The organism is Pseudomonas capsici (genome assembly GCF_017165765.1).
GTDB lineage: Bacteria > Pseudomonadota > Gammaproteobacteria > Pseudomonadales > Pseudomonadaceae > Aquipseudomonas > Aquipseudomonas capsici.
Genome location: NZ_JAFGZD010000021.1, coordinates 50075 through 70644, shown reverse-complemented (window position 1 = coordinate 70644; position 20570 = coordinate 50075). Strand labels below are relative to the sequence as shown.

Genomic DNA, 20570 nt, shown 5'->3' with positions numbered 1-20570 from the left:
CTGTCAGGGCATTTCGGCAGCCGGTTCAAGCCGGGCGGGCCAGCGTTGCTGGTCCGGTCATGGCTTGGAGCTAACGGCCAATTGTTCCAGGGCGGCCTCCAGGGCCAGTCGGTAACCGCTGGCGCCAAGGCCGCAGATCACTCCTACAGCAGCATCTGAAAAGTAGGAGTGATGGCGGAAAGGTTCGCGTTTGTGCACGTTCGATAAATGCACTTCGATGAATGGGATGCTCACTCCCAGCAGCGCGTCACGTATTGCCACACTTGTGTGTGTAAAAGCAGCCGGATTGATCAGAATGAAGTCCACGCCTTCAGTGCGGGCGGCATGGATCCGGTCGATCAATTCGTACTCGGCATTGCTTTGCAGGTACATCAGATGGTGACCGGCGTCGCGAGCGCGCCGTTCCAGATCCTGGTTGATTTGAGCCAGGGTCACTGCGCCATATATCCCGGGCTCGCGAGTGCCGAGCAGATTCAGGTTGGGGCCATGCAGTACCAGGAAAGTCGCCATCGTTTATTCCTTTTTGTGTTTACGGGCGTTCACGCCCGGCGACTATGCCGCAAGGAGGATGTACTGTCCAGTTAACTACAGTAGCCAGCACAATGAGCGATGTTTGCGTAAAGTTTGTGACCCGACGGCTATTTTGGGTCATTTGCTCTATTTATGCGCTCAATGAAGGCGGGGGCATCGATTTCACCAATGACCCGGACATTTTCCAGTTCTTCGCCGCTTTTACTGAAAAACAACAGCGCGGGAGGTCCGAACAGCTTGTAGCGGTCAAGCAGGGATCGTTGTTCTGCATTGCTGTCTGTCATGTCGAAACGGATCAGGCTGTAACCGGCCAGTTTCTCGACGACACCCGGATCTGGCAGGACTTCATGCTCGATCACCTTGCAACTGATGCACCAGTCGGCGTACCAGTCGAGCAGCAAGGGCTTGCCTGCATTCTTTGCTTCGTTCAAGGCACGTTCCAGTTCGGCAGACGTGGTGATGGTCTGCCATTGCGATGACGTCGGTAATACCGTGCCGTTGGTGAGGGTCGCCTGTGGGCGTCCCAGTGGACGAGTCGGGTCGGTCTGCCCGCTCAATGCGCCGTACCAGCATGCCAGAGCGTAGACCAACAAAAGCAGTCCGAGCAGTTGTGCGAGCTTTTGTCGTGGAGATTTTTCAGCGAACTCCAGGGTTCCGAGGAACAGCGCGACGCCTGCACACAGAATACCGATCAGCAGCAGCGTGATTTGCCCCGGCAATACACGGCTCAGCAAACCTATGGCCAGACCCAGCAGCAAGACGCCAATGGCATTTTTAACCGTTACCAGCCATGGGCCGCTTTTGGGCAGCCAGGCGGCACCGCCGGTCGCGACCAGCAACAGCGGCGCTCCCATGCCCAGGCCCAGGGCGAACAGTTTCAGGCCGCCACCCAGCGCATCTCCGCTGGCACTTATATAAAGCAGCGCACCGGCCAGTGGTGCCGAGACGCAAGGCGATACGAGCAGGCTGGAAATCACGCCCAGCACGGCTGCGCCCCACAGCGAACCGCCTTCGGTCCTGCCTGCAATGCGATCCAGCCGGTTGCTGATGGCCTGTGGCAGACGCAATTCAAAGACGCCAAACATGGCCACCGCGAACAGCACGAAGAACAGCGAGAATGGCACCAGCACCCAGGCCGATTGCAGGCGTGCCTGCAGATTCAGGCCCGCGCCGAACATGCCCATCAATGCACCCAGCAAGGCGAAGCAGGCAGCCATCGGCAACACGTAGGCCAGCGACAGGCTCAGGCCGCGCAGGCCACCGACCTGACCGCGCATCACCACGCCGGAAAGGATCGGCAACATCGGCAGTACGCAAGGGGTGAAGGTCAGGCCGATGCCTGCGAGGAAAAACAGCGCCAGCTCTTTCCAGCTCCAGGCCTGCATGCCTGCTGGCGAGGCCGTGTCGGCGGGCACATCACCAATATTCAGTCGCTCGGTTTCCGGGGGATAGCACAGCCCCTTGTCGGCACAACCCTGATAGCTCACGTTCAGGACAAAGGGACGCTCTTCGCCGGGCTTGCGGGGCAGGTCGATATCGAGAATGCCGTGATAGACCTCGACATCGCCAAAATACTCATCGTGCTTTTTTTCACCGGGCGGCAGTTGTGCTGCGCCCAGGCCGATATCGGCAGGTTCGGTGCGGAACTGGAAGCGATGGCGATACAGGTAATAGCTGTCGGTGGCGACGAAGCGCAGCTTGATCGACTGTGGAGTCGTCTCGATCAGGCTCAGTTTGAAGGCCTCACGGACAGGCAGGAATTCCTTGCTGTTATCCAGGGATGTGCCGCCCAGTGTCGGCGCAGGGCGACTGTCCAGCAGGCTGGTCCCGAAAGCGGGCAGGGCCAGGATCAACAGCATCAGGCATAACAAACGGCGCATGGCAGGCTCGATTCTCGAAAGTCAGCGCATGATAACGGAGTGTTTCAAGGCATGCAGGGGTGAGGTTTGTAAGGGCGGGTTTCGTGCTCACCCGCGGCGACTATTGTTCCTGGGCCTGCGGCTCCGGCAGTACCACGTGATAGGGCTCTTCGATCACGGCCGAACGCACCCGATTGCGGCCTGCATGCTTGGCACGATACAGCGCGGTGTCGGCCTGGGAGGCGAGCGTCAGGCTGTCGTCATGCACGCCCAGCGCGACCACGCCGGCGCTGAAAGTGCAGAACAGATCCGTTGGCTGGGCGGGATAATGTATTTCCGCAAAGCGGTAACGGATTTCTTCGAGTACCTGATGGGCGCTCTGAATATCGGTGTCCGGCATCACGATGGCGAACTCTTCGCCGCCGTAGCGACCGATGAAGTCGGTCTTGCGCAGGCGCTGCTTGAGAAACAGCGCCAGGCTCTTGATGACTCGGTCGCCCATGGGGTGGCCGTGGCTGTCGTTGACTTTCTTGAAGTGATCGATGTCGAGCATCGCAAAGCACAGCGGCTTGTTTTCGCGGCGGGCGCGAAAGCTGCAGTCTTCCAGCAACTGGAGAATGTGCGTGTGGTTGTACAGGCCGGTCAGGCTGTCGCGCACCATGCGTGCCTTCAGGCTGCGTGCCCGGGCTGCCCGGTTGCGGACCGTGGTGATCAGGTGACGTGGCTTGATGGGTTTGGTCAGAAAGTCATCGCCGCCTTCGCTCATGGCGTCGAGTTGCTTGTCCTGATCGTCTTCGGCGGACAGGTAAATGATGGGCACACTGACGTAGCGGTCGTTGTGGCGAATGACTTTGGCCAGTTCCGTGCCGGTGCAGCCGGGCATGTACATGTCGAGAATGATCAGGTCCGGCTGGAACTCCGCCAGCTCGGACATGGCCTGGATCGGGTCCAGCAATGTGCGGGTCACGATTCCGGCAGCATTGAGTACGCGTTCGGTATGGGTGGCCTGTGCCCGGGAATCATCGATGACCAGCACTTTGTAAGGCTCGTACTGGGCCACGCAGGTCAGGACTTCGATTTTCTCCAGCAGGCTCGAGGCTTCCAGGGTTCCGGTCAGGAACTCTTCACCGCCGGCCCGCACGGCTGCCAGCCTGGTCGGTGTATCGGTTTCATGATGACTGAAGAACAGCAACGGCAGTTTCTGCTCCAGTCCTTCCTGAACCTGGGTCGCGAGTTTCAGGCCTTCGCCCGGCCCGCTGAAGTCCACATCCATGATGATGACCGATGGATGGCGCTCCAGCATCGCCGACTGAAACTGACCAACGTTGTCCAGTGACAGAGCCGAAAGGCCGAAGAACTCCAACTGCTTGGCAAGACGTTCGGCCCGCTCGCGATCTTGAAGCACGACATAGACCGGCTTGCGCAGTGGCGGGAGTGCGGTTTGCTCCAGTTTGTCGCCGTGACGCAGACCGGTACGGGAAAGGCGCTGCATCAAACGGTTGAGTTCGGTGATCAGGGTACTGTTGAGACGGCCGCGGTTGGCTTCGACGGTTTCCAGTGCCTGCCCGATTTCCCGGGCCAGCTGCAGGTGTTCGTTCTGCTCGAAACGTTCGGCGAAACGCAACAGGCGCAGGGTCGAGTCCTTGAGTTCGGCCATGTCGGCCAGGGACCATTCGGATTTCTGCAAACGCTGCCAAGTCTCAAGAATCTGACGTGCTTGATGAATGACCCTTTGGGCAAAGTGGTGCTTGAGGCGATCGCGGCTAGGGTCTTCTGACTCGGTCATATTATTGAGTACTGTGGGTTTGCTGAGTAGTACCACTGCTGGCGCTATGCTAGCACCTCCGCTTGTATAGAAGAGTGCCGTAAGTCACTTATTCGTCAACAAAAGAGCGTCTGGTTTCTGTCAGAGTCGTTTTTGCACCTAAAGTTTGCATGATGGCTGTATTTCTCTGCCATTCGCACCTTGTTCCAGTGGGCAGGGTGTGGGGACGACAACAAAACCTTGCACCGTGCATGTCAGCAAAAGGCACCTTGCTGTAAGGTTGCGGTCGAAGCCCTGAACCCGTGACTGAAAGGACCCTTACCATGCTGGATTGGAAGAACCGCGCAGGCAGCGCGGGTGAGCGTACCGCTGATACTGCGTCGGTCAAGAGACGCGGTTACCTGGGCAACCTTTTCTATAGCAGGGCCTTGGGTTCTCTGATTCTTATCTATCTGCTGATCACCCTGCTGGTGGGCTGGTACTGGAGCAAGGAGCCTGCGTTGTTTCCCGTGCAGCAGAATGCCCAGGCAGCTGCCGAGCGTGAAGGCAAGCCGATGGTGATCGGCTACACCACTGTCGAAACCCTCAAGATAGTTGCCCAGACACTGCTCGACAAGCGTGGCGGCTATCTGTCCAACGACCGTTTCCCGCCAGGTCTGTGGCTGGACAACATGCCAAGCTGGGAATACGGCGTGCTGGTGCAGGTTCGTGACCTGAGCCGTGCACTGCGCAAGGACTTTGCCCGCTCGCAGTCGCAATCGGCTGAAGACGGTGATCTGGCCCGTGCCGAGCCGTTGTTCAACTTCGATAACCGTAGCTGGGTGCTGCCGTCGAGCGAGTCGCAGTACACCGACGGTATCAATGCCCTGAGCCGCTATCAGGCACGCCTCTCCGATCCGAACCAGAAGGGCGCCTTGTTCTACGCCCGTGCCGACAACCTGAATAACTGGCTGGGCGATGTGGGCACACGCCTTGGTTCCCTGTCGCAACGTCTGTCGGCCAGCGTGGGGCGGGTCAAACTCAACAGTACCCTGAAAACCGAAGCCGTTGCCTCGGTCAAGCCGGGCGAAGTGCCGCAGGTCGATGAGGAGATCGTCGAAACCCCTTGGCTGCAGATTGACAATGTCTTCTATGAGGCCCGTGGTCAGGCCTGGGCCTTGTCGCATCTGTTGCGTGCCATCGAGGTGGATTTCGCCGATGTACTGGCCAAGAAGAACGCGACTGTCAGCGTGCGCCAGATCATTCGTGAGCTGGAAGCTTCCCAGGAGCCGCTGTGGAGTCCGATGGTTCTGAACGGCAGCGCGTTCGGTGTGCTGGCCAACCACTCGCTGGTCATGGCCAACTACATCTCCCGGGCCAACGCGGCGGTGATTGATCTTCGCCAGTTGCTGTCCCAGGGCTGATGGTCGTTTCTGCGCAGGAGGCCGCGCATCGCGCCGCCTCGGACGCCGAGCAGATCGCCTGGGTCGACGAGCAGGACCGGCTCCTGGGTTCGCTCCCTCGGGCCGAACTGCGCGAGCGCGGTCTGATCGGGCGAGGTACCTATATATTGCTGTTCAATTCGGCGGGCGAGCTTTGCGTCCATCAGCGAACCCTGAGCAAAGCCATTTATCCCGGTTACTGGGATGTGGCGGCGGGTGGCATGGTCCAGGCCGGTGAAAGCTACGCCGAGTCTGCGGCCCGCGAGCTTGAGGAGGAGTTGGGTGTCAGCGGCGTTGCATTGCAGGCCCATGAGCAGTTTCTCTTCGATCAACCGGGCAACAGGATCTGGTGCGCAGTGTTTTCCGCAGTCTGGGACGGAGCTCTGAGACTGCAACCGGAAGAGGTATTGCAGGCGCGCTTTATCCCGGTGGCCCAGGTGTTGCTGCAAGCGGCTGAAAAGCCCTATTGCCCGGACTCCCTGGCAGCGTTGAAACGCTATCTGGAGCAGGTCGCAAATGTTCAGTAAATTGGCGCATTCAGGCTCTTAGCAAGCATGCTTTTTGCCGGTACACTGCGCGACCTTTTCAAGCTGGACCGGCCATGCCGTTCCAGTAGCGCTGCCCCTGCCAGAGTGGGGCTTCGCGGTCGACGGCTCACTACCGAGCCCGGCCCGTCTTCAGTCCTCAACAAGAGGATTTCCAGTGGCTAAGAAAGCCGCATCCTTCGCCGCCCTGGGCGGCCTGGTGTTTTCAACCGACGCAGGGCGTCATTGTCCCGAATGTCGTCAGCCTGTCGATGCCTGCACCTGCAAGCAGAACGTCATCCCCGAGGGAGACGGCATTGCGCGCGTGCGGCGCGAGAGCAAAGGCCGTGGAGGCAAGACCGTGACCACCATCACGGGCGTGCCGCTGGCCGAGGATGGGCTCAAGGAACTGGCCAAGGCGCTCAAGCAGCGTTGCGGCACAGGCGGAGCCCTCAAGGACGGAGTGATCGAGATTCAGGGCGATCACGTCGAGCTGTTGCTGGCAGAACTGGTCAAGAAAGGTTTCAAGGCCAAAAAGTCCGGCGGCTGAGCGAGAACCAAACCGTCATTTCCACTCTCTACACTGCGCATGCCGGTCATTGAGGCGGCGCTACATGACTTATCTATAGGGGACTTCGATGTCCGTACGACGCACACGCAAAGACGATGGCAGCCAATGGACCGTTGCGGACAGCCGCAGTGTTTACGGGATTCGTCATTGGGGGGCCGGTTATTTTGCGATCAATGAATCCGGTCGCGTTGAAGTTCGTCCCAACGGGCCGGGCAGTTCGCCCATCGATCTCTATGAGCAGGTCGACAATCTGCGCAAGAGCGGTTTGTCCCTGCCATTGCTGGTGCGTTTTCCCGATATCCTGCAGGACCGCGTTCGCCAGCTGACCGGTGCCTTCGACAGCAATATCGCGCGCCTGGAATATCAGAACCAGTACACCGCGCTGTACCCGATCAAGGTCAACCAGCAGGAAGCGGTGGTGGAAAACATCATTGCCACCCAGAACGTTTCCATTGGCCTGGAAGCGGGCTCCAAGCCCGAACTGATGGCGGTGCTGGCACTGGCACCCAAGGGCGGGACCATTGTCTGCAACGGTTACAAGGACCGTGAGTTCATCCGTCTGGCGCTGATGGGCCAGAAGCTGGGTCACAACGTCTTCATCGTGATCGAGAAAGAATCCGAAGTCGAACTGGTGATCGAAGAAGCCGCCGATCTCAAGGTCGCTCCACAAGTGGGCCTGCGCGTGCGCCTGTCCTCGCTGGCGTCCAGCAAGTGGGCCGATACCGGCGGCGAGAAATCCAAGTTCGGTCTGTCGGCCGCACAACTGCTGGCGGTGGTCGATCGTTTCCGCAAGGCGGGTCTGGATCAGGGCATTCGCCTGCTGCACTTCCACATGGGCTCGCAGATCGCCAATCTGGCGGACTATCAGCATGGCTTCAAGGAAGCGATTCGTTACTACGGCGAGTTGCGCAATCTGGGCCTGCCGGTGGACCACATCGATGTGGGCGGCGGTCTGGGTGTGGATTACGACGGTACGCACTCGCGCAACGCCAGTTCCATCAACTACGACATGGACGACTACGCCGGTGTCGTGGTCGGCATGCTCAAGGAGTTCTGCGATGCCCAGGGTCTGCCGCATCCGCACATCTTTTCCGAAAGCGGCCGTTCGCTGACTGCCCACCACGCCATGCTGGTGGTGCAGGTGACCGATGTCGAAAGACACAACGACGAAGTCCCGCTGATCGAAGACAAGGAAAGCCTGCCGGAAACCGTGCAGTGGCTGATCGATCTGCTCGGCCCGACCGATATCGAGATGGTGACCGAAACCTACTGGCGCGCCACGCACTACATGAGCGATATCGCGACCCAGTACGCCGACGGCAAGATCAGCCTGGCGCAGAAAGCGCTGGGCGAGCAATGCTATTTCGCTGTCTGCCGCCGTCTGCACAACTCGTTGAAAGCCCGTCAGCGTTCCCATCGCCAGGTACTGGACGAACTCAACGACAAGCTGGCCGACAAGTACATCTGCAACTTCTCGGTCTTCCAGAGCCTGCCCGACACCTGGGCCATCGGACAGGTGCTGCCGATCATCCCGTTGCATCGTCTGGACGAAGAGCCTGTGCGCCGTGCGGTGCTGCAGGACCTGACCTGCGATTCCGATGGCAAGATCAATCAGTACGTGGACGAGCAGAGCATCGAAACCAGCATGCCGGTGCATGCCCTGAACGAAGGGGAAGACTACCTGCTGGGGATTTTCCTGGTGGGCGCCTACCAGGAAATTCTGGGCGACATGCACAACCTGTTCGGTGATACCGACTCGGTGAACATTTACCAGAACCAGGATGGCAGCGTTTACCACGCCGGTATCGAAACCCACGACACCATCGAAGACATGCTGCGTTATGTGCACCTGTCGCCGGAAGAGCTGATGACCCATTATCGGGACAAGGTGGCCAGCGCCAGGATCAGCCCGCGTGAGCGCACACAGTATCTGGATGCGTTGCGCCTTGGCCTGACTCGGTCTTCCTACCTGTCTTCCTGATCTTTCGCGCATGAGTTCGCTCCTACGCCGTCTGTAGGAGCGACTTCAGGCGCGAAAAGACCTGCACATCCAAAGTAAATGCAGCGCTTTCAATACTGTCTTCGCGAATGAATCGGCTCCTGCAGGCGATGTAGCCGCGAATCTACTGTGTAGTCCAACGCCTCTTCGAGCGTAGGCATCTTCCTGTTCTGCCTTTTGCCCTCTACTCGATCCCGCTTCTCGGCCAGAATCGCCGCTCGGATTTCCCTGTAGAGAACACCCTCATGCCCGATCCCGCCAGCGTGCCGCTTTTTCGTCTGGAGATCGCCCGTCTGCGCCATTGTTTTAGCGTTCTCCGGTTACGGGGGACGGAAGCAATCAGTCAGCCTTTTGTCTTTGAGCTTGAGGTCGTCAACGAAGGTCTCGATGTGGATCTGGCAAGCCTGATGTACAAGCCGGTATTCCTGAGCTTTCAAGGGGGCGAGCATGGCTTTCATGGCCAGATTCACAGTGCGATGCGCAGCCATTTCCGGCCCGGACCTGCCTGTTACCGATTGACGATCGGCCCTCGGCTAGCCTGTCTCGGGCAGCGTTACAACCAGCGTATCTTCCAGCACATGACGGCCCCGCAGATTATTGCCAGGGTTCTGGAGGAGCATGGGTTGCGCAAGGGCAGCTACCGCTTCGAGCTGAAAACCCAATGTCGCGAGCGCGAGTATTGCGCTCAATATCAGGAGTCTGACCTGCAACTGGTGGAGCGCCTGTGTGCCGAAGAGGGTATCCACTATCACTTCATTCATTCTCGCCAGCGCCACGAGCTGGTTTTCGGCGATAGCCTGCGCGGCTTTCGTCCGTCGCCTGCGGCTCCCTGGCAGCAGTTGCCCTACCGGCATGGCGTGACATGCTTTGCTGTCAGCACCCAGGGCGAGGACGTTCCGGGCAGTCGCTCCCGGCAGAAGGCCGAAGGCGAAAGCTGTCTGCCCTTTGTGATGTCAGGGTATTTGCTGCCGCTGACCGGCCACCCGGAAACCGAGTGGAACCACATGTGGCTGGTCAACCGGGTCGAGCATCGCTGCCTCGAACCCGCACCGGAAGGTGAGGGCGGCGAGGGGTATACCAATCGCTTTCAGGCCGTCCCCTGGGAAGTGGGCTTCAGTGTGCCGGAGCCGCAGCCACGTCCGCAGGTTCCGCAGCTGCAGAGGGCGTGGGTCGTGGGGCTGCCGGGGCAGGAGGTCGCGCGCGATTCGGTAGGACGTCTCAAGGTGCAGTTCGAGTGGGGGCTGCAGGGGCGTGGTGCGCGTTACAACGATTGCTGGCTACCGGTGATGCCCGGGCTCGATCTGGTGTTTACCGGCGGGATGGAAGTGCTGGTGAGTTTGCTCGATGACGACATGGATCGTCCGGTGATCACCGCCTGCCTGCATTCTCGTAGCTGTGAGCCGGTTTTCGCCCAGCCCGCCAGCGCCTTGCCTGCCGACAGCGTGCAGGCGCAACTGGACTGGCAGATGATCATGGGCGAGAAGCGCCGCTTCCGTCTGGATAACGGGCCGATGGTGTCGTTTGAAGAGGGCAGCGAGTTGTCGTTGAGCATCGGTTCCAGTCAGGTGCGGCTTGATTCAAGCGGCCTGACCCTGACCAGCCCGAAGATCACCTTTGCCGGCAGAATGGCTGAGAGCGATCACTAGGCAAACCAGCCGTCCTTGCGGTTCAGGCGCCAGGCAATGCTCCCCAGACTCAGGCCTCGCAGCAGGGTGAAAGCCAGGAATGTCAGCCAGAGCCCATGGTTACCCTGATCGACGGCGAAAAAGGCAACGGGAGCAATCAGGGCAACGCTGATCAGCATCGCATTGCGCATCTCGCGGGCGCGTGTGGCACCGATGAACAGGCCGTCCAGCAAATAGCTCCAGACTGCAAGCAAGGGCATGGCCGCCAGATAGGGCAAATAGACAATGGCGGTTTCACGCACTTCGGGAATATTGGTCTGCATCTGCACGAACAGATGTCCGCCAGTCAGGAACAGCAGGGCAAAGGCCACGCTGGCAATCAGCGACCAGCCACCTGCGACCACCAGAGAGCGACGTAATGCCGTGCGGTCTCGGGCGCCGATGGCGTGGCCGCACAAGGCTTCCACGGCATGGGCCAGCCCGTCCAGCGCATGAGACGTCAGCAGCAGGCCATTGAGCAGCAATGCATTGGCGGCGACGGTGGCATCTCCCAGCCGGGCACCTTGAGCGGTGATCAGAAACATGATCGATTGCAGCGCCAGGGTGCGAATGAAGATATCGCGGTTGACCGCCAGCAGCGGGCGCCAGTTGTTCCAGAGTTTCAAGGCTGCCCAGACGATCCTGCCCGGCCAGGCCTGCAGAGCGTTGCGGGCCATGAACAGGCCGATCAATGCGCCGGTCCACTCTGCCAGCACTGAGGCACGCGCCGAGCCGACCACTCCCCAGTCCAGACCCAGAACGAACCAGAGATTGAGAATGATGTTCACCGCATTGGTGATCAGCAGAATCGCCAGCGGGGCCCTGGCGTTCTGGGTGCCGAGAAACCAGCCCACCAGCGCATAAGTGGCCAGTGCCGCAGGCAGGCCGAAAAGCCGGGCGTGAAAGAAGTCCAGAGTCATCTGTTGCAGGTCGGCCGAGGGTTGCATCAACGACAGGGCCAGATGACTGAAGGGCAGGGCGATCAGCCCCAGCAGGCAGGCCAGCCCCATGGCCAGGAGCAGGCCTTGCAGCAGAATCCGGCGCAACGCAGCACCATCGCTGCGCCCCGCAGCCTGGGCAGCAAAGCCTGTGGTGCCCATGCGCAGAAATCCCATGGCCCAGGCCAGGAAGGTATAGAGTGTGGCGCCCACGGCCACTGCACCCAATTGATGGGCATGTGGCAGGTGGCCGATCACGGCGCTGTCCACCAGCGCCACCAGCGGTACGGAAATATTCGACAGAATCATCGGTAGCGCCAGGCCCCAGACCCGATGATGAGTGGGGCGATGACGCCAGTCGCTGGACAACTTGGACATGAGAACTCCCGGCAAGGCGGGCATTGTAGCCGTAATGCCGGTCAGTTGAAGCGCGCGGTGCCTTTGGCGGTCAGTGGATGATCCAGCTCAGCAGCCACAGTCCCAGCGCCAGCCAGATGATGCCCATGATGATGGAGGCGCGCATGAAGGCGCGAATCGCGGAGTACAGAAACATCAGTCCGATGACCAGTGCGACGATGCTGACCAGTGAAGCGTCCATGCCCAGAGTACGGGAAAGGCCGTCCACGAAATTGCCGCCGGCATGGGTAAAACCGTTGAACAGCCAGGCAAGGGTGTCGACGACAAACCGAATCACCGATCCGATAGCCTGACCCAGCCATTCGAAAAAGCTTTCTACCTTCATATGTGCATCCTGATCACGTTCATAGGTCTGCTCGCTTTGGCTATGGAGCAGTATGGCTAGTTCCGTGGATCATGAAGGTTCGTGTCACTGCACCTGAAAGATTTTCGGCTCGGGAAACAGGTTGTTGAGGGTTTCCAGCAGGCGGACGTGGTAGATGGGCTTGCGGAACAGATCCAGTACCTGCAGGCGCAGCAGGTCGCTGACGTCCTCCATGTCGGCATGTCCCGAAGTGACGATCACAGGCAGATGCTGGCGCGAAGTGTGCTCACGCAGGCGTTTGATCAACTGGATGCCGCTCTCCTCGGGCATGCGCAGATCGGTGATGACCAGCGCGATGTCCGGGTGACGGGTCAGTTGCTGCAGAGCCATCTTGACGGAGGACGCAGTGAAGCAGCAGAACCCCTCGCCTTCGAGCAGCTCTGCCAACTCTTCATTGGCGTCCTCTTCGTCATCAACCAGAAGCAGCTGTTGGCGTGTGGGATGGACGGCCATATAGATACCCTTGAAAAACGTTGGTAACGGCCTCGGATCTTACAACACTTTATCCTCGTTCAATCAAGCGTCAGACTGCCGTACCGCCCAAGGCCACCAGAACCTGGTTGAAGATGACCCGGACCTGGGCGCTGATGGCTGGCACGAAGGCAACAATGGCCACAGCCACCATGGCCGCCAGGAGTACGTACTCGATAGCCGAAGCGGCTTCCCGGTTTTTCAGGAAGGCCTGAATGTGCGCATAGACGCGTATGTACAGATTGGTAAGGAACATTTCGATTCTCCTTGCACCCTTCATGGCGCGGCTAATACCAGCAGTTTCATACAACTCTTGCAGTTACAGCATTGCCTCCAACTCGCTAACCCACAACCGTAATAAAGCATTAATCACAAAGTTATAAAGCACCGCTCCCGGCTATCCGGATAAGGATATTTCACCGGCCTTAATGGCGTTTTGGGTGGTGTGGGCTACCTTCAAAACAGCGGCATGTGATTGTTCTTCATTGCTATTGCGAAGTTGATGCGTTGGATTGAGGTGGTCATGCGATGACAAAGGAAGCGTTGCCATGAGCAGTCGTATCACCATGGTGCTCGCTATCGTTTTTCTGCTCGGCGCGGTAGTGGCCGGGTATCTGGGATTGATGGTCAGTAAAGAGCCTGCGGCGCCGCCCCCCGTGGAGGCTCCCGTCGTACAGGCACCGCCCCCTGCCGTAGTCGAGCCGCCGCCTCCCCCTGTGGAAGAAGCCCTGCGCCAGAATGTCGTGGTGCTGGCTCGCAATGTCCCTTCCTACACGCTTCTCAAAGACGAAGATCTGCTGATCGAGCGCCTCAAGGTTGCGCCCGCCGGAAGTTTCAGCAGGATCGAAGACGTACTCGGACGCAGTACCTGGCGTCCGCTGACAGCCGGCACCTGGTTGAGTGAAAGCAGTTTCGAAGCGGGCGGAGCGTTGTCGCGGATGATTCGTCCCGACGAGCGGGCAATGGCCCTGTCCGTGGATGAGGTGATCGGTGCCAGCGGGCTGCTCAGCCCCGGCGATTATGTCGATGTTCTGCTTTATCTGCCCGAAGACACCGTCAACCCGATCCGTTCCAGTCAGGTGGCAGTGCCTGCCTTGAGAATCCTGAGCGTGGGTGAATTGCTCGGGCCGACTCGCGACGGCAAGCCTGCCCGGAATATCAGTGCCGATGAGCGCTTTCAGTTGGAGCAGCAACGTACCAACGCCCGGACCGTGGTGGTTGCGGTGCCCGAATCTTTGCTGAGCCGTTTGCTGCTGGCCACCCAGACCGGTGTGCTGCGTCTGGCCGTGCGCAGTGCCGATGAAGGCAATCTGCAGGATTACTGGACCGCAGACCCCGGTCGTCCCGATGTCGCCGTGCGCCTGGATACCGCCAGGCGCAATCTGGTGCAGTTCAGTCAACTGGCCCTCAGTGGCGCGGCCAACCCTCATGCCGGTGCGTCTCGCGGATCTCGTGGTGTCGAGGTGATACGCGGCAACCAGGTAACGCAACAAACTCCCTGATCGAGCAAGGAAGCATTTGATGAGCCGCTGTTTCGTACCGGTCTTAAAACGTCACGCGCTGTTTTTGCTGTTCGCCGGATTGGGCGTGGATTCGGGCTGGGCAGCTTCTGGCCCCGCCGCTAATACCAATGCTGGCTGTGCAAGTCTGGCAGCCATGCCGACCGTGCTGGAGGTCACGCAAGGCATGCAACAGGATGTTCGTTCGCCGGTGAGCATTACCCGGATTGCCGTGGGCGATCCGAAGGTGGCCGATGTGCTGGTCAATGGCAACCAGGGCTTTCTGCTGACCGGTGTCTCTGCGGGGGCCACGAGTCTGATGGTCTGGACGTCCTGTTCGACCTCGCCGCGCCAGAGCATGGTGTTCGTGCGGGGAGGCAGCACGGCCGCGCTGGTCGATCCTGTATCGGTGCCTTCTCTCGATCCCCAGTTGCCCAGTCAGGTACAGACCGATATCCGTTTCATCGAAGTCAGTCGCTCCAAGCTCAAGGAGGCCAGTACATCGATTTTCGGTACCGGCTCGAACAACTTTCTGTTCGGTGCTCCCGGTACGGTAACCGATGTCACGGTTTCGCCAGGCACTGTCGGGTCCACGCGGCCAGCCATCGGCCTGAATAACAATAACTTCAACATCGTGTGGGGCGGTGGCAGCAGCAAGGTGCTGGGCATGATCAATGCGATGGAAGGCAGCGGCTTTGCCTACACCCTGGCACGCCCGAGCCTCGTTGCGCTGAACGGGCAGAGTGCGAGCTTTCTGGCGGGCGGCGAGTTCCCGGTGCCGGTGCCCAGCGGAGACGGCAATGGCATTTCCATCGAATACAAGGAATACGGCGTGCGCCTGACGCTGACGCCTACCGTGGTCGGACGTGACCGTATTCTGCTCAAGGTCGCGCCTGAGGTCAGCGAGCTGGATTTCACGGCGGGTATCACCATTTCCGGCACTACGGTGCCGGCACTCAATGTGCGGCGTACCGACACCAGTATTTCCCTGGCCGATGGGGAAAGCTTTGTGGTCAGCGGCCTGATCAGCTCCAGCAATATTGCGTCGGTGGACAAGTTTCCAGGGCTTGGCGATATCCCCATTCTGGGAGCGTTTTTCCGCAATTCGCAGATCCAGCGCGATGAACGTGAGCTGCTGATGATCGTCACTCCGCATCTGGTGCAGCCTCTGGCGGTCAATGCCAAGTTGCCTACGCTGCCCGGCGAAGGCCTGCGCAATTACGACCCGAACTTTTTCCGTATGTATTTCCTGGAGAACGGCGATTTCGAGCGCCGCAGCGGGTTATCCCAATGAGTCAGAGCCTGAGCCAGACGTTCCTGGCGATTACCCGCAATCCCACCGATCTTGAATGGTTGCAGGGCGCCCTGGGCTCGTTGGGCCAGGTGGTGAGCGCCGGCAGCGGCAGCCTGGACGATTTGCTGGCGCTGGTGGATGTGACCTTCGCCAGCGTGGTGTTCGTGGGGCTTGATCGTGAGCACCTGATGAACCAGAGCGCGTTGATCGAAGGCGCTCTGGAAGCCAAGCCGATGCTGGCGATTGTCGCACTGGGCGATGGTATGGATAACCAGCTGGTACTCAATGCCATGCGCGCCGGAGCCAGGGATTTCGTGGCTTATGGCTCGCGCTCCAGTGAGGTTGCCGGTCTGGTGCGGCGCTTGAGCAAGCGCCTGCCTGCGGTAACGCCCAACCCCAACATGAGCGGTCTGTCGGTGCTGTATGGGGCTCAATGCGATGGCGACGGAGCCTTGATCGCCTCCCATCTGGCGATGGTGGTGCAGAAGTCCGGGCAACGCACTTTGCTGCTGGATCTGGGCTTGCCCCGTGGCGACAGCCTGTCGATGCTCGGTCTTGAGTCGACTTTCAGCTTCGGTGATGCGCTGCGCCATTTGCGCAGGCTGGACGCGACCCTTATCGACAGCGCTTTTACAACGTTCGAGAACGGTTTGCGCATTCTGGCCTACACCGAAGCCGACGATCATCTGGAACAGTCCAGTGCGGCCGAGTTGTACATGTTGCTCAGTGCCCTGCGCCAGCATTTCCAGCATGTCATCGTGAATCTGGTGGGGCAGCCGGACAGCGAAGCCCTGCGCACCTTTGTAACTCACTGTGACCAGCTGCTGTGGTACGCCGACCAGAGTGTGATCGAGTGCCGGCGCAATCTGGCGGTACTCAATCTCTGGCGGGACAAGGGCATGAAGATGCAGCACGCCGGGCTGTTGATCGACGGCTATCTGCGTGCGGTGGCACCCAATTCGGAAACCCTGGGCAAGACCTTCGGGCTGCCGGTGTTTTCGGTTTTGCCGCTGAGCCCTGAGCTGCGACTCAACGCGAAGAATCAGGGCATTTCGCTGTTCGACCTGGCACCGAGGGAGTCGCTGTGTACGGGCTTGCGTCGTCTGGGCGATCACCTGGTTCGCCATTCCGATGCTTATGAGAAACCCAGTGAAGGCTTCTTCGCTCGGCTATGGGGGAATAAATGATGGCGGAGAAATTGTTTGGTGTCGCTTCGCGTACCCAGGGCAGCACGGATGACGGGCAGGGGCTCAAGCTGGTGCTGCATCGCTACATCATCGATGGCATCGAGGAGAGCGGCAAGAACCTGCTTGAAGGCTCGCGCCCGGTGCTGGCGCAGTTCGTGTTCGACAAGGTGGCCGAATATGTCGCCCGACTGCGGCTGGCCATTTCGCGTTATGAAATGGAGCGCCTTGCCGAAGAGCTGGTCGACGAGCTGACCGGCTTCGGCCCGCTGGAAGTGCTGCTGCGCGATACCGCGGTGACGGAGATTCTGGTCAACGGACCGGGCAAGGTTTTTGTGGAGCGTGACGGTATCTTGCACCACACCGACCTGCGCTTCATCGACTCGCACCACGTCGAGCGGGTCATGCAGCGCATTCTGGCACCTCTTGGTCGTCGACTGGACGAGTCCTCGCCCATGGTGGATGCGCGATTGCCCGACGGCAGCCGGGTCAATGCAATCATCCCGCCGATTGCCCTGGATGGCCCCTGTCTGTCGATCCGGAAATTTCGCAAGGACATGCTCAAGAGCACCGACCTGGTGGCGATGCAGACCATCGATCAGTCGATCTTCGATTTCTTCCATGAGGCGGTGGGCAAGCGTTGCAATGTATTGGTCAGCGGCGGTACCGGCACCGGCAAGACCACCATGCTCAACGTGCTCAGTCAGATGATCGACACGCAACAGCGGCTGGTAACCATCGAAGACGTTGCCGAGCTGCAACTGATTCACCCCCATGTGGTGCGCCTGGAAACCCGGCCACCCAACGCCGAAGGCCATGGTGAAGTGCGCGCCAGCGACCTGATCCGCAACTCTTTGCGGATGCGCCCGGACCGCATCATCCTGGGGGAGATTCGTGGTGTGGAAGTGCTGGATGTACTGACCGCCATGAACACCGGCCACGATGGTTCCATGAGCACGGTACACGCCAACAACGCTCAGGATGCCTTGTTGCGTCTGGAAACCCTGGTCGGCCTGACCGGTCGGCAGATCCCCGAGCGGACCCTGCGGCAAATGATCTGTGCGGCACTGGATGTCATCATCCAGCTGGCCCGCCTGCCCGACGGGCGTCGTTGCGTCAGTGAAGTGGTCGAGGTAGTGGGTATCCGCGACGACATCTATGTCACCAACACCCTGTTCCGCCTGGATCGGCGTACCGGCATCGGCTTTCTGCGCGAAGCCGTGCATGCCGCCGGTGACAAACTGCGACCTTCTTACTGACGCGAGCAGGGAGGCTGCCCATGAAAGCATCACTGGTGCTGGCGATCATTTTTGTACTGTTGCTGGGCGCTGCGCTCTACATGTTCTATCTGGCGCTCAATCGTGGTGCCAGCGAGCGAGTGATGCAGCGCTTGCAGGTCGGGCAGCCGATAGCGGTGAAAGAAAAGCCCGGTATCGAGTGGCTGGAGCGCGCCTTTCTGCGCGCCGGGCTGGGCAGGCCCACCGAGCGGATCGGTCTGGCGATTACCTTGTGGCTGATCTCGATGCTGCTGGGCTACTTCATGGGCGATTGGTTCGGCTTCGGGGTCGGGCTGGTCGCCGCTCCCTTGATGCTGCGCCTGTTTATTTCCTGGCGTTATCGCAAGCGGGTGCGGCGCATGATCGAGCAATTGCCGCAGATGCTCGATCACACCGTGCGCAGTCTCAAATCCGGCCGCACCCTGGCCGATGCGGTGCTGCATGGCATCGAGGCGGCAGACCAGCCATTGCGCGACGGTATGCTGCGCATCGAGCGCAACGTGCAGATGGGCGTCAGCCTGCCCGATGCTGCGCGGGATTTTGCCGAGCTGTACGAGCGCGACGAATTTCATCTGTTCGCCCTTGGGCTGAAGGTCAATCATCGCTATGGCGGCAATGCCAGCGAACTGATGGAGAACCTGATCAAGCTGATCCGCGAGCGCGAGCAGGCAAGCCGTCAGTTGCGGGCCATGACCGGTGAAACACGAATGACCGCTATCGTGCTGGCGCTGCTGCCCATCGCGATGGTCGGTTATTTCATGCTGACCAATCCCGATTATCTGATGCACATGTGGCAAGACAGTGGCGGGCAGCGAATGCTGATCGTCGCGTTTGCCTTTCAGGTGATGGGGTGCCTGACGTTGTGGCGCATGTTGCGGAGTGTATGAAATGGGCCTGACCATCAGTGCAGTGATGTTTGTGGCGGCCGCTTTGTTGCTGTTGTCCAATCTGGCTCGCCAGCGTCGCAACGAGCGCCAGGTCGCTGTGCGGCTCAAGGGGCAGATCGTGCGCGAAAGCCGAATCGGCAGTTGGCTGCGACTGTTGGGCGACACGCGCCTGGGGCAGCGCTCGATCAGCCTGGATACCGAAACCCAGGTGCTGCTCAACCGTATCGGCTGGCGTCGAGCCAGCAAGCGCTCGCTGTACGCGGCTTGCCAGATTGGCGTACCCATCGGACTTTTCACGCTGGTGATCCTGCTTCAGGTGCTGTTTTTCAATTCCATCGAGCAGCCCTTTATCGCGCCGGTATTTGCGTTGGGCATAGGTTATCTGATCCCCAAAAGAGCGCTGGCTGCCTATGCCAAGTATCGCCAGAAGCAGGTGGTGGTGGAGATCTCGACCTTCATTCCGCTGCTGCGCATCCTCTTCGAGTCCGGCATGGCTGTGGAGCAGGCGCTGCGGGTGCTGAGCAACGAGGGCAAGGACTTGCTGCCGGTGCTGTCCGAGGAAATCCGCGTGATTCTGGTACGGGTCGACTCCGGGCTGGAGCTGGGGGAAGAGCTGAGAAAGAGCGCTGCCCTGCTGGCAGTGGACGAGTTCAGTGACACCTGCGTGATCCTCAATCAATTGATCCATCAGGGCGGGGGAGCCCTGCGTTCCTTGCTGGCCCTCAAGCAATTGCTCGACGACCGCCGCCTGACGCGCTTACAGGAATACATTTCCAAACTGTCGGCCAAGATGTCGGTGGTGATGATGGTGTTTTTGTTTCCCGCGCTATTGATCGTGCTGGCCGGACCGGGATTTACCGCCATCGGTCATGCCTTGAGCGGCCGGTGAAACGTGCATGGATGAAGGAAGGGATGCAATGAAAGCAGCGATAACCCTCTTGGGGCTCTTGATGCTGGGCGGATGTGCCAGTCACGGTGCCACGCCCTGGATGCAGTCGGCAGCGAGTTGTCCCAAGCCGACCTCGGATCAGGAGTTCACGCTGAATATGGCCCAGAACATGGCCGATGAAGGACGTCTGCATGCCAGCCTGGCCAATCTCGAAACACTGCCGGACAACCTCGAGGAAGTACGCTTGCGCAAGGCGCGGGTATTGCGTCTGCTGGGCAGTCGCGAAGCCGAGCCTTTGTATCGCAGCCTGCTGGGTACTTGTCGGGCGGCCCAGGGCGAACATGGGTTGGGGCAACTGGCGGCGTCCCGTGGCGACAACGTCCAGGCCCAGCAGCATTTGATGCGAGCCAGCAAACTGGCTCCCACCGATGAAAAGATTCGTAATGATCTCGGGGTGGTCTATCTCAATCAGTTGAAGCTGGAGCAGGCCCGCTTCGAGTTTCTGACCGCCATCGAGCTTCGGCAGTCCGACACATTGGCGGCGGCCAATCTGGTCACGCTGCTGATCTATCAGGATAACTGGACCCAGGCCGCAGAGCTGGCTTCCCGCGCCGGGCTGACGGCACGGCAGGTCAGTGACGCTCAGGTCAGGGCCGAAAAACTGAAGACGCCTGTCGCCAGGCAGGGGACCCCGAATGACCAGGTTGCGTCCAGTCGTCAAGCAGAGGGAGCACATCCATGAAGCGCATCATCTTCAGCGGCATTCTGGTTTTTGGTCTGTGCGGCGATGCATGGGCCATCGACGAAGGTCCTTCATCGAAAGCGCAGAAACAGACCGAGGCCTGGCTGCAACTTCAGGCCCGTGGTGATGCGGCTTCGCCCACGCCGCAAACCGTTACCCCCGCCGAGCGTGACCTGAGCCTGCAGCGCTGGATCAATAGCTACAAGCACGAGATTCCGGAGTTTTATGAACAGAAGGAAGGAGGGAGTATTTCGTCGGGCGGAAAATGATCGGT

20 protein-coding genes are annotated in these 20570 nt (G+C 59.8%); 13 read left to right on the top strand and 7 right to left on the bottom strand.

Features of this window, described 5'->3' with window-relative positions:
• Positions 1-57 precede the first annotated feature (57 nt).
• The 3 genes from aroQ to JSY17_RS21715 form a co-directional block, all read right to left on the bottom strand.
• Entirely contained in the window at positions 58-510 is a 453-nt protein-coding gene (gene aroQ / locus JSY17_RS21725) for a type II 3-dehydroquinate dehydratase (RefSeq protein ID WP_025262138.1), read from the bottom strand.
• Between the two features lie 128 nt (positions 511-638).
• Positions 639-2411, bottom strand: a complete 1773-nt coding sequence (locus tag JSY17_RS21720) for a protein-disulfide reductase DsbD (protein ID WP_206402916.1) — start codon at positions 2409-2411, stop codon at positions 639-641.
• Between the two features lie 100 nt (positions 2412-2511).
• Positions 2512-4176 (bottom strand): response regulator, encoded by a 1665-nt coding sequence (locus tag JSY17_RS21715; protein WP_206402917.1) that lies wholly within the window; start codon positions 4174-4176, stop codon positions 2512-2514.
• A gap of 302 nt (positions 4177-4478) precedes the next feature.
• Here JSY17_RS21715 and JSY17_RS21710 point away from each other — a divergent pair, with 302 nt between their 5' ends.
• From JSY17_RS21710 to JSY17_RS21690, 5 genes are all read left to right on the top strand, one after another.
• A complete protein-coding gene (locus JSY17_RS21710) occupies positions 4479-5558 on the top strand; it encodes a DUF2333 family protein (RefSeq protein ID WP_206402918.1) in 1080 nt (359 codons plus the stop codon).
• Positions 5558-6103, top strand: a complete 546-nt coding sequence (locus JSY17_RS21705; protein ID WP_206402919.1) for an NUDIX hydrolase — start codon at positions 5558-5560, stop codon at positions 6101-6103. Before JSY17_RS21710 ends, JSY17_RS21705 begins: the two co-directional genes overlap by 1 nt.
• A 175-nt stretch (positions 6104-6278) precedes the next feature.
• Positions 6279-6650, top strand: a complete 372-nt coding sequence (locus tag JSY17_RS21700) for a translation initiation factor Sui1 (RefSeq protein ID WP_025262133.1) — start codon at positions 6279-6281, stop codon at positions 6648-6650.
• Positions 6651-6738: 88 nt separating this feature from the next.
• Positions 6739-8652, top strand: a complete 1914-nt coding sequence (gene speA / locus JSY17_RS21695; RefSeq protein WP_117183347.1) for an arginine decarboxylase — start codon at positions 6739-6741, stop codon at positions 8650-8652.
• 263 nt (positions 8653-8915) lie between these two features.
• Entirely contained in the window at positions 8916-10316 is a 1401-nt protein-coding gene (locus tag JSY17_RS21690) for a contractile injection system protein, VgrG/Pvc8 family (RefSeq protein WP_206402920.1), read from the top strand.
• On the opposite strand, the gene JSY17_RS21685 is transcribed toward JSY17_RS21690, so the two are convergent.
• The 4 genes from JSY17_RS21685 to JSY17_RS21670 form a co-directional block, all read right to left on the bottom strand.
• Entirely contained in the window at positions 10313-11650 is a 1338-nt protein-coding gene (locus JSY17_RS21685) for an MATE family efflux transporter (protein ID WP_206402921.1), read from the bottom strand. The two genes, JSY17_RS21690 and JSY17_RS21685, sit on opposite strands and share 4 nt — an antisense overlap.
• A gap of 70 nt (positions 11651-11720) precedes the next feature.
• Positions 11721-12014 (bottom strand): hypothetical protein, encoded by a 294-nt coding sequence (locus tag JSY17_RS21680; RefSeq protein WP_117167768.1) that lies wholly within the window; start codon positions 12012-12014, stop codon positions 11721-11723.
• An 84-nt stretch (positions 12015-12098) separates the two neighbouring features.
• Positions 12099-12506: a response regulator gene (locus tag JSY17_RS21675; RefSeq protein WP_025262128.1), complete on the bottom strand. Its 408-nt coding sequence runs from the start codon at positions 12504-12506 to the stop codon at positions 12099-12101.
• Between the two features lie 70 nt (positions 12507-12576).
• Positions 12577-12780, bottom strand: coding sequence for a Flp family type IVb pilin (locus JSY17_RS21670; RefSeq protein WP_117167767.1), 204 nt, complete (start codon positions 12778-12780; stop codon positions 12577-12579).
• 292 nt (positions 12781-13072) lie between these two features.
• Between JSY17_RS21670 and cpaB the strand changes: the two genes are divergently transcribed.
• From cpaB to JSY17_RS21630, 8 genes are read left to right on the top strand one after another with little or no spacing between them, the layout of a single operon-like run.
• Positions 13073-14026, top strand: a complete 954-nt coding sequence (gene cpaB / locus JSY17_RS21665; protein ID WP_117185387.1) for a Flp pilus assembly protein CpaB — start codon at positions 13073-13075, stop codon at positions 14024-14026.
• A 19-nt stretch (positions 14027-14045) separates the two neighbouring features.
• Positions 14046-15317, top strand: a complete 1272-nt coding sequence (locus tag JSY17_RS21660; RefSeq protein WP_117185388.1) for a type II and III secretion system protein family protein — start codon at positions 14046-14048, stop codon at positions 15315-15317.
• On the top strand, positions 15314-16504 hold the full coding sequence (locus JSY17_RS21655) for a pilus assembly protein (RefSeq protein WP_117183341.1): 1191 nt from the start codon (positions 15314-15316) through the stop codon (positions 16502-16504). The genes JSY17_RS21660 and JSY17_RS21655 overlap by 4 nt, the downstream gene beginning before the upstream one ends.
• Positions 16504-17760: a CpaF family protein gene (locus JSY17_RS21650; protein ID WP_025262123.1), complete on the top strand. Its 1257-nt coding sequence runs from the start codon at positions 16504-16506 to the stop codon at positions 17758-17760. The genes JSY17_RS21655 and JSY17_RS21650 overlap by 1 nt, the downstream gene beginning before the upstream one ends.
• 20 nt (positions 17761-17780) lie before the next feature.
• Positions 17781-18665 carry a type II secretion system F family protein gene (locus tag JSY17_RS21645; RefSeq protein ID WP_117167763.1) on the top strand — a complete coding sequence of 295 codons (885 nt, stop codon included), beginning with the start codon at positions 17781-17783 and terminating at the stop codon, positions 18663-18665.
• Position 18666: 1 nt separating this feature from the next.
• Complete coding sequence (locus JSY17_RS21640; RefSeq protein ID WP_206402922.1) at positions 18667-19554, top strand: type II secretion system F family protein; 888 nt, start codon at positions 18667-18669, stop codon at positions 19552-19554.
• Between the two features lie 28 nt (positions 19555-19582).
• Positions 19583-20296 (top strand): tetratricopeptide repeat protein, encoded by a 714-nt coding sequence (locus tag JSY17_RS21635; RefSeq protein ID WP_232849586.1) that lies wholly within the window; start codon positions 19583-19585, stop codon positions 20294-20296.
• Positions 20293-20565 carry a DUF3613 domain-containing protein gene (locus tag JSY17_RS21630; RefSeq protein WP_117183338.1) on the top strand — a complete coding sequence of 91 codons (273 nt, stop codon included), beginning with the start codon at positions 20293-20295 and terminating at the stop codon, positions 20563-20565. Before JSY17_RS21635 ends, JSY17_RS21630 begins: the two co-directional genes overlap by 4 nt.
• Positions 20566-20570: the final 5 nt, after the last annotated feature.

Coding starts and splice junctions, on each gene's coding strand:
- aroQ (WP_025262138.1), bottom strand. CDS start 510: ATGGCGACTTTCCTGGTACTGCATGGCCCCAACCTGAATCTGCTCGGC.
- JSY17_RS21720 (WP_206402916.1), bottom strand. CDS start 2,411: ATGCGCCGTTTGTTATGCCTGATGCTGTTGATCCTGGCCCTGCCCGCT.
- JSY17_RS21715 (WP_206402917.1), bottom strand. CDS start 4,176: ATGACCGAGTCAGAAGACCCTAGCCGCGATCGCCTCAAGCACCACTTT.
- JSY17_RS21710 (WP_206402918.1), top strand. CDS start 4,479: ATGCTGGATTGGAAGAACCGCGCAGGCAGCGCGGGTGAGCGTACCGCT.
- JSY17_RS21705 (WP_206402919.1), top strand. CDS start 5,558: ATGGTCGTTTCTGCGCAGGAGGCCGCGCATCGCGCCGCCTCGGACGCC.
- speA (WP_117183347.1), top strand. CDS start 6,739: ATGTCCGTACGACGCACACGCAAAGACGATGGCAGCCAATGGACCGTT.
- JSY17_RS21690 (WP_206402920.1), top strand. CDS start 8,916: ATGCCCGATCCCGCCAGCGTGCCGCTTTTTCGTCTGGAGATCGCCCGT.
- JSY17_RS21685 (WP_206402921.1), bottom strand. CDS start 11,650: ATGTCCAAGTTGTCCAGCGACTGGCGTCATCGCCCCACTCATCATCGG.
- JSY17_RS21680 (WP_117167768.1), bottom strand. CDS start 12,014: ATGAAGGTAGAAAGCTTTTTCGAATGGCTGGGTCAGGCTATCGGATCG.
- JSY17_RS21675 (WP_025262128.1), bottom strand. CDS start 12,506: ATGGCCGTCCATCCCACACGCCAACAGCTGCTTCTGGTTGATGACGAA.
- JSY17_RS21670 (WP_117167767.1), bottom strand. CDS start 12,780: ATGTTCCTTACCAATCTGTACATACGCGTCTATGCGCACATTCAGGCC.
- cpaB (WP_117185387.1), top strand. CDS start 13,073: ATGAGCAGTCGTATCACCATGGTGCTCGCTATCGTTTTTCTGCTCGGC.
- JSY17_RS21660 (WP_117185388.1), top strand. CDS start 14,046: ATGAGCCGCTGTTTCGTACCGGTCTTAAAACGTCACGCGCTGTTTTTG.
- JSY17_RS21655 (WP_117183341.1), top strand. CDS start 15,314: ATGAGTCAGAGCCTGAGCCAGACGTTCCTGGCGATTACCCGCAATCCC.
- JSY17_RS21650 (WP_025262123.1), top strand. CDS start 16,504: ATGGCGGAGAAATTGTTTGGTGTCGCTTCGCGTACCCAGGGCAGCACG.
- JSY17_RS21645 (WP_117167763.1), top strand. CDS start 17,781: ATGAAAGCATCACTGGTGCTGGCGATCATTTTTGTACTGTTGCTGGGC.
- JSY17_RS21640 (WP_206402922.1), top strand. CDS start 18,667: ATGGGCCTGACCATCAGTGCAGTGATGTTTGTGGCGGCCGCTTTGTTG.
- JSY17_RS21635 (WP_232849586.1), top strand. CDS start 19,583: ATGAAAGCAGCGATAACCCTCTTGGGGCTCTTGATGCTGGGCGGATGT.
- JSY17_RS21630 (WP_117183338.1), top strand. CDS start 20,293: ATGAAGCGCATCATCTTCAGCGGCATTCTGGTTTTTGGTCTGTGCGGC.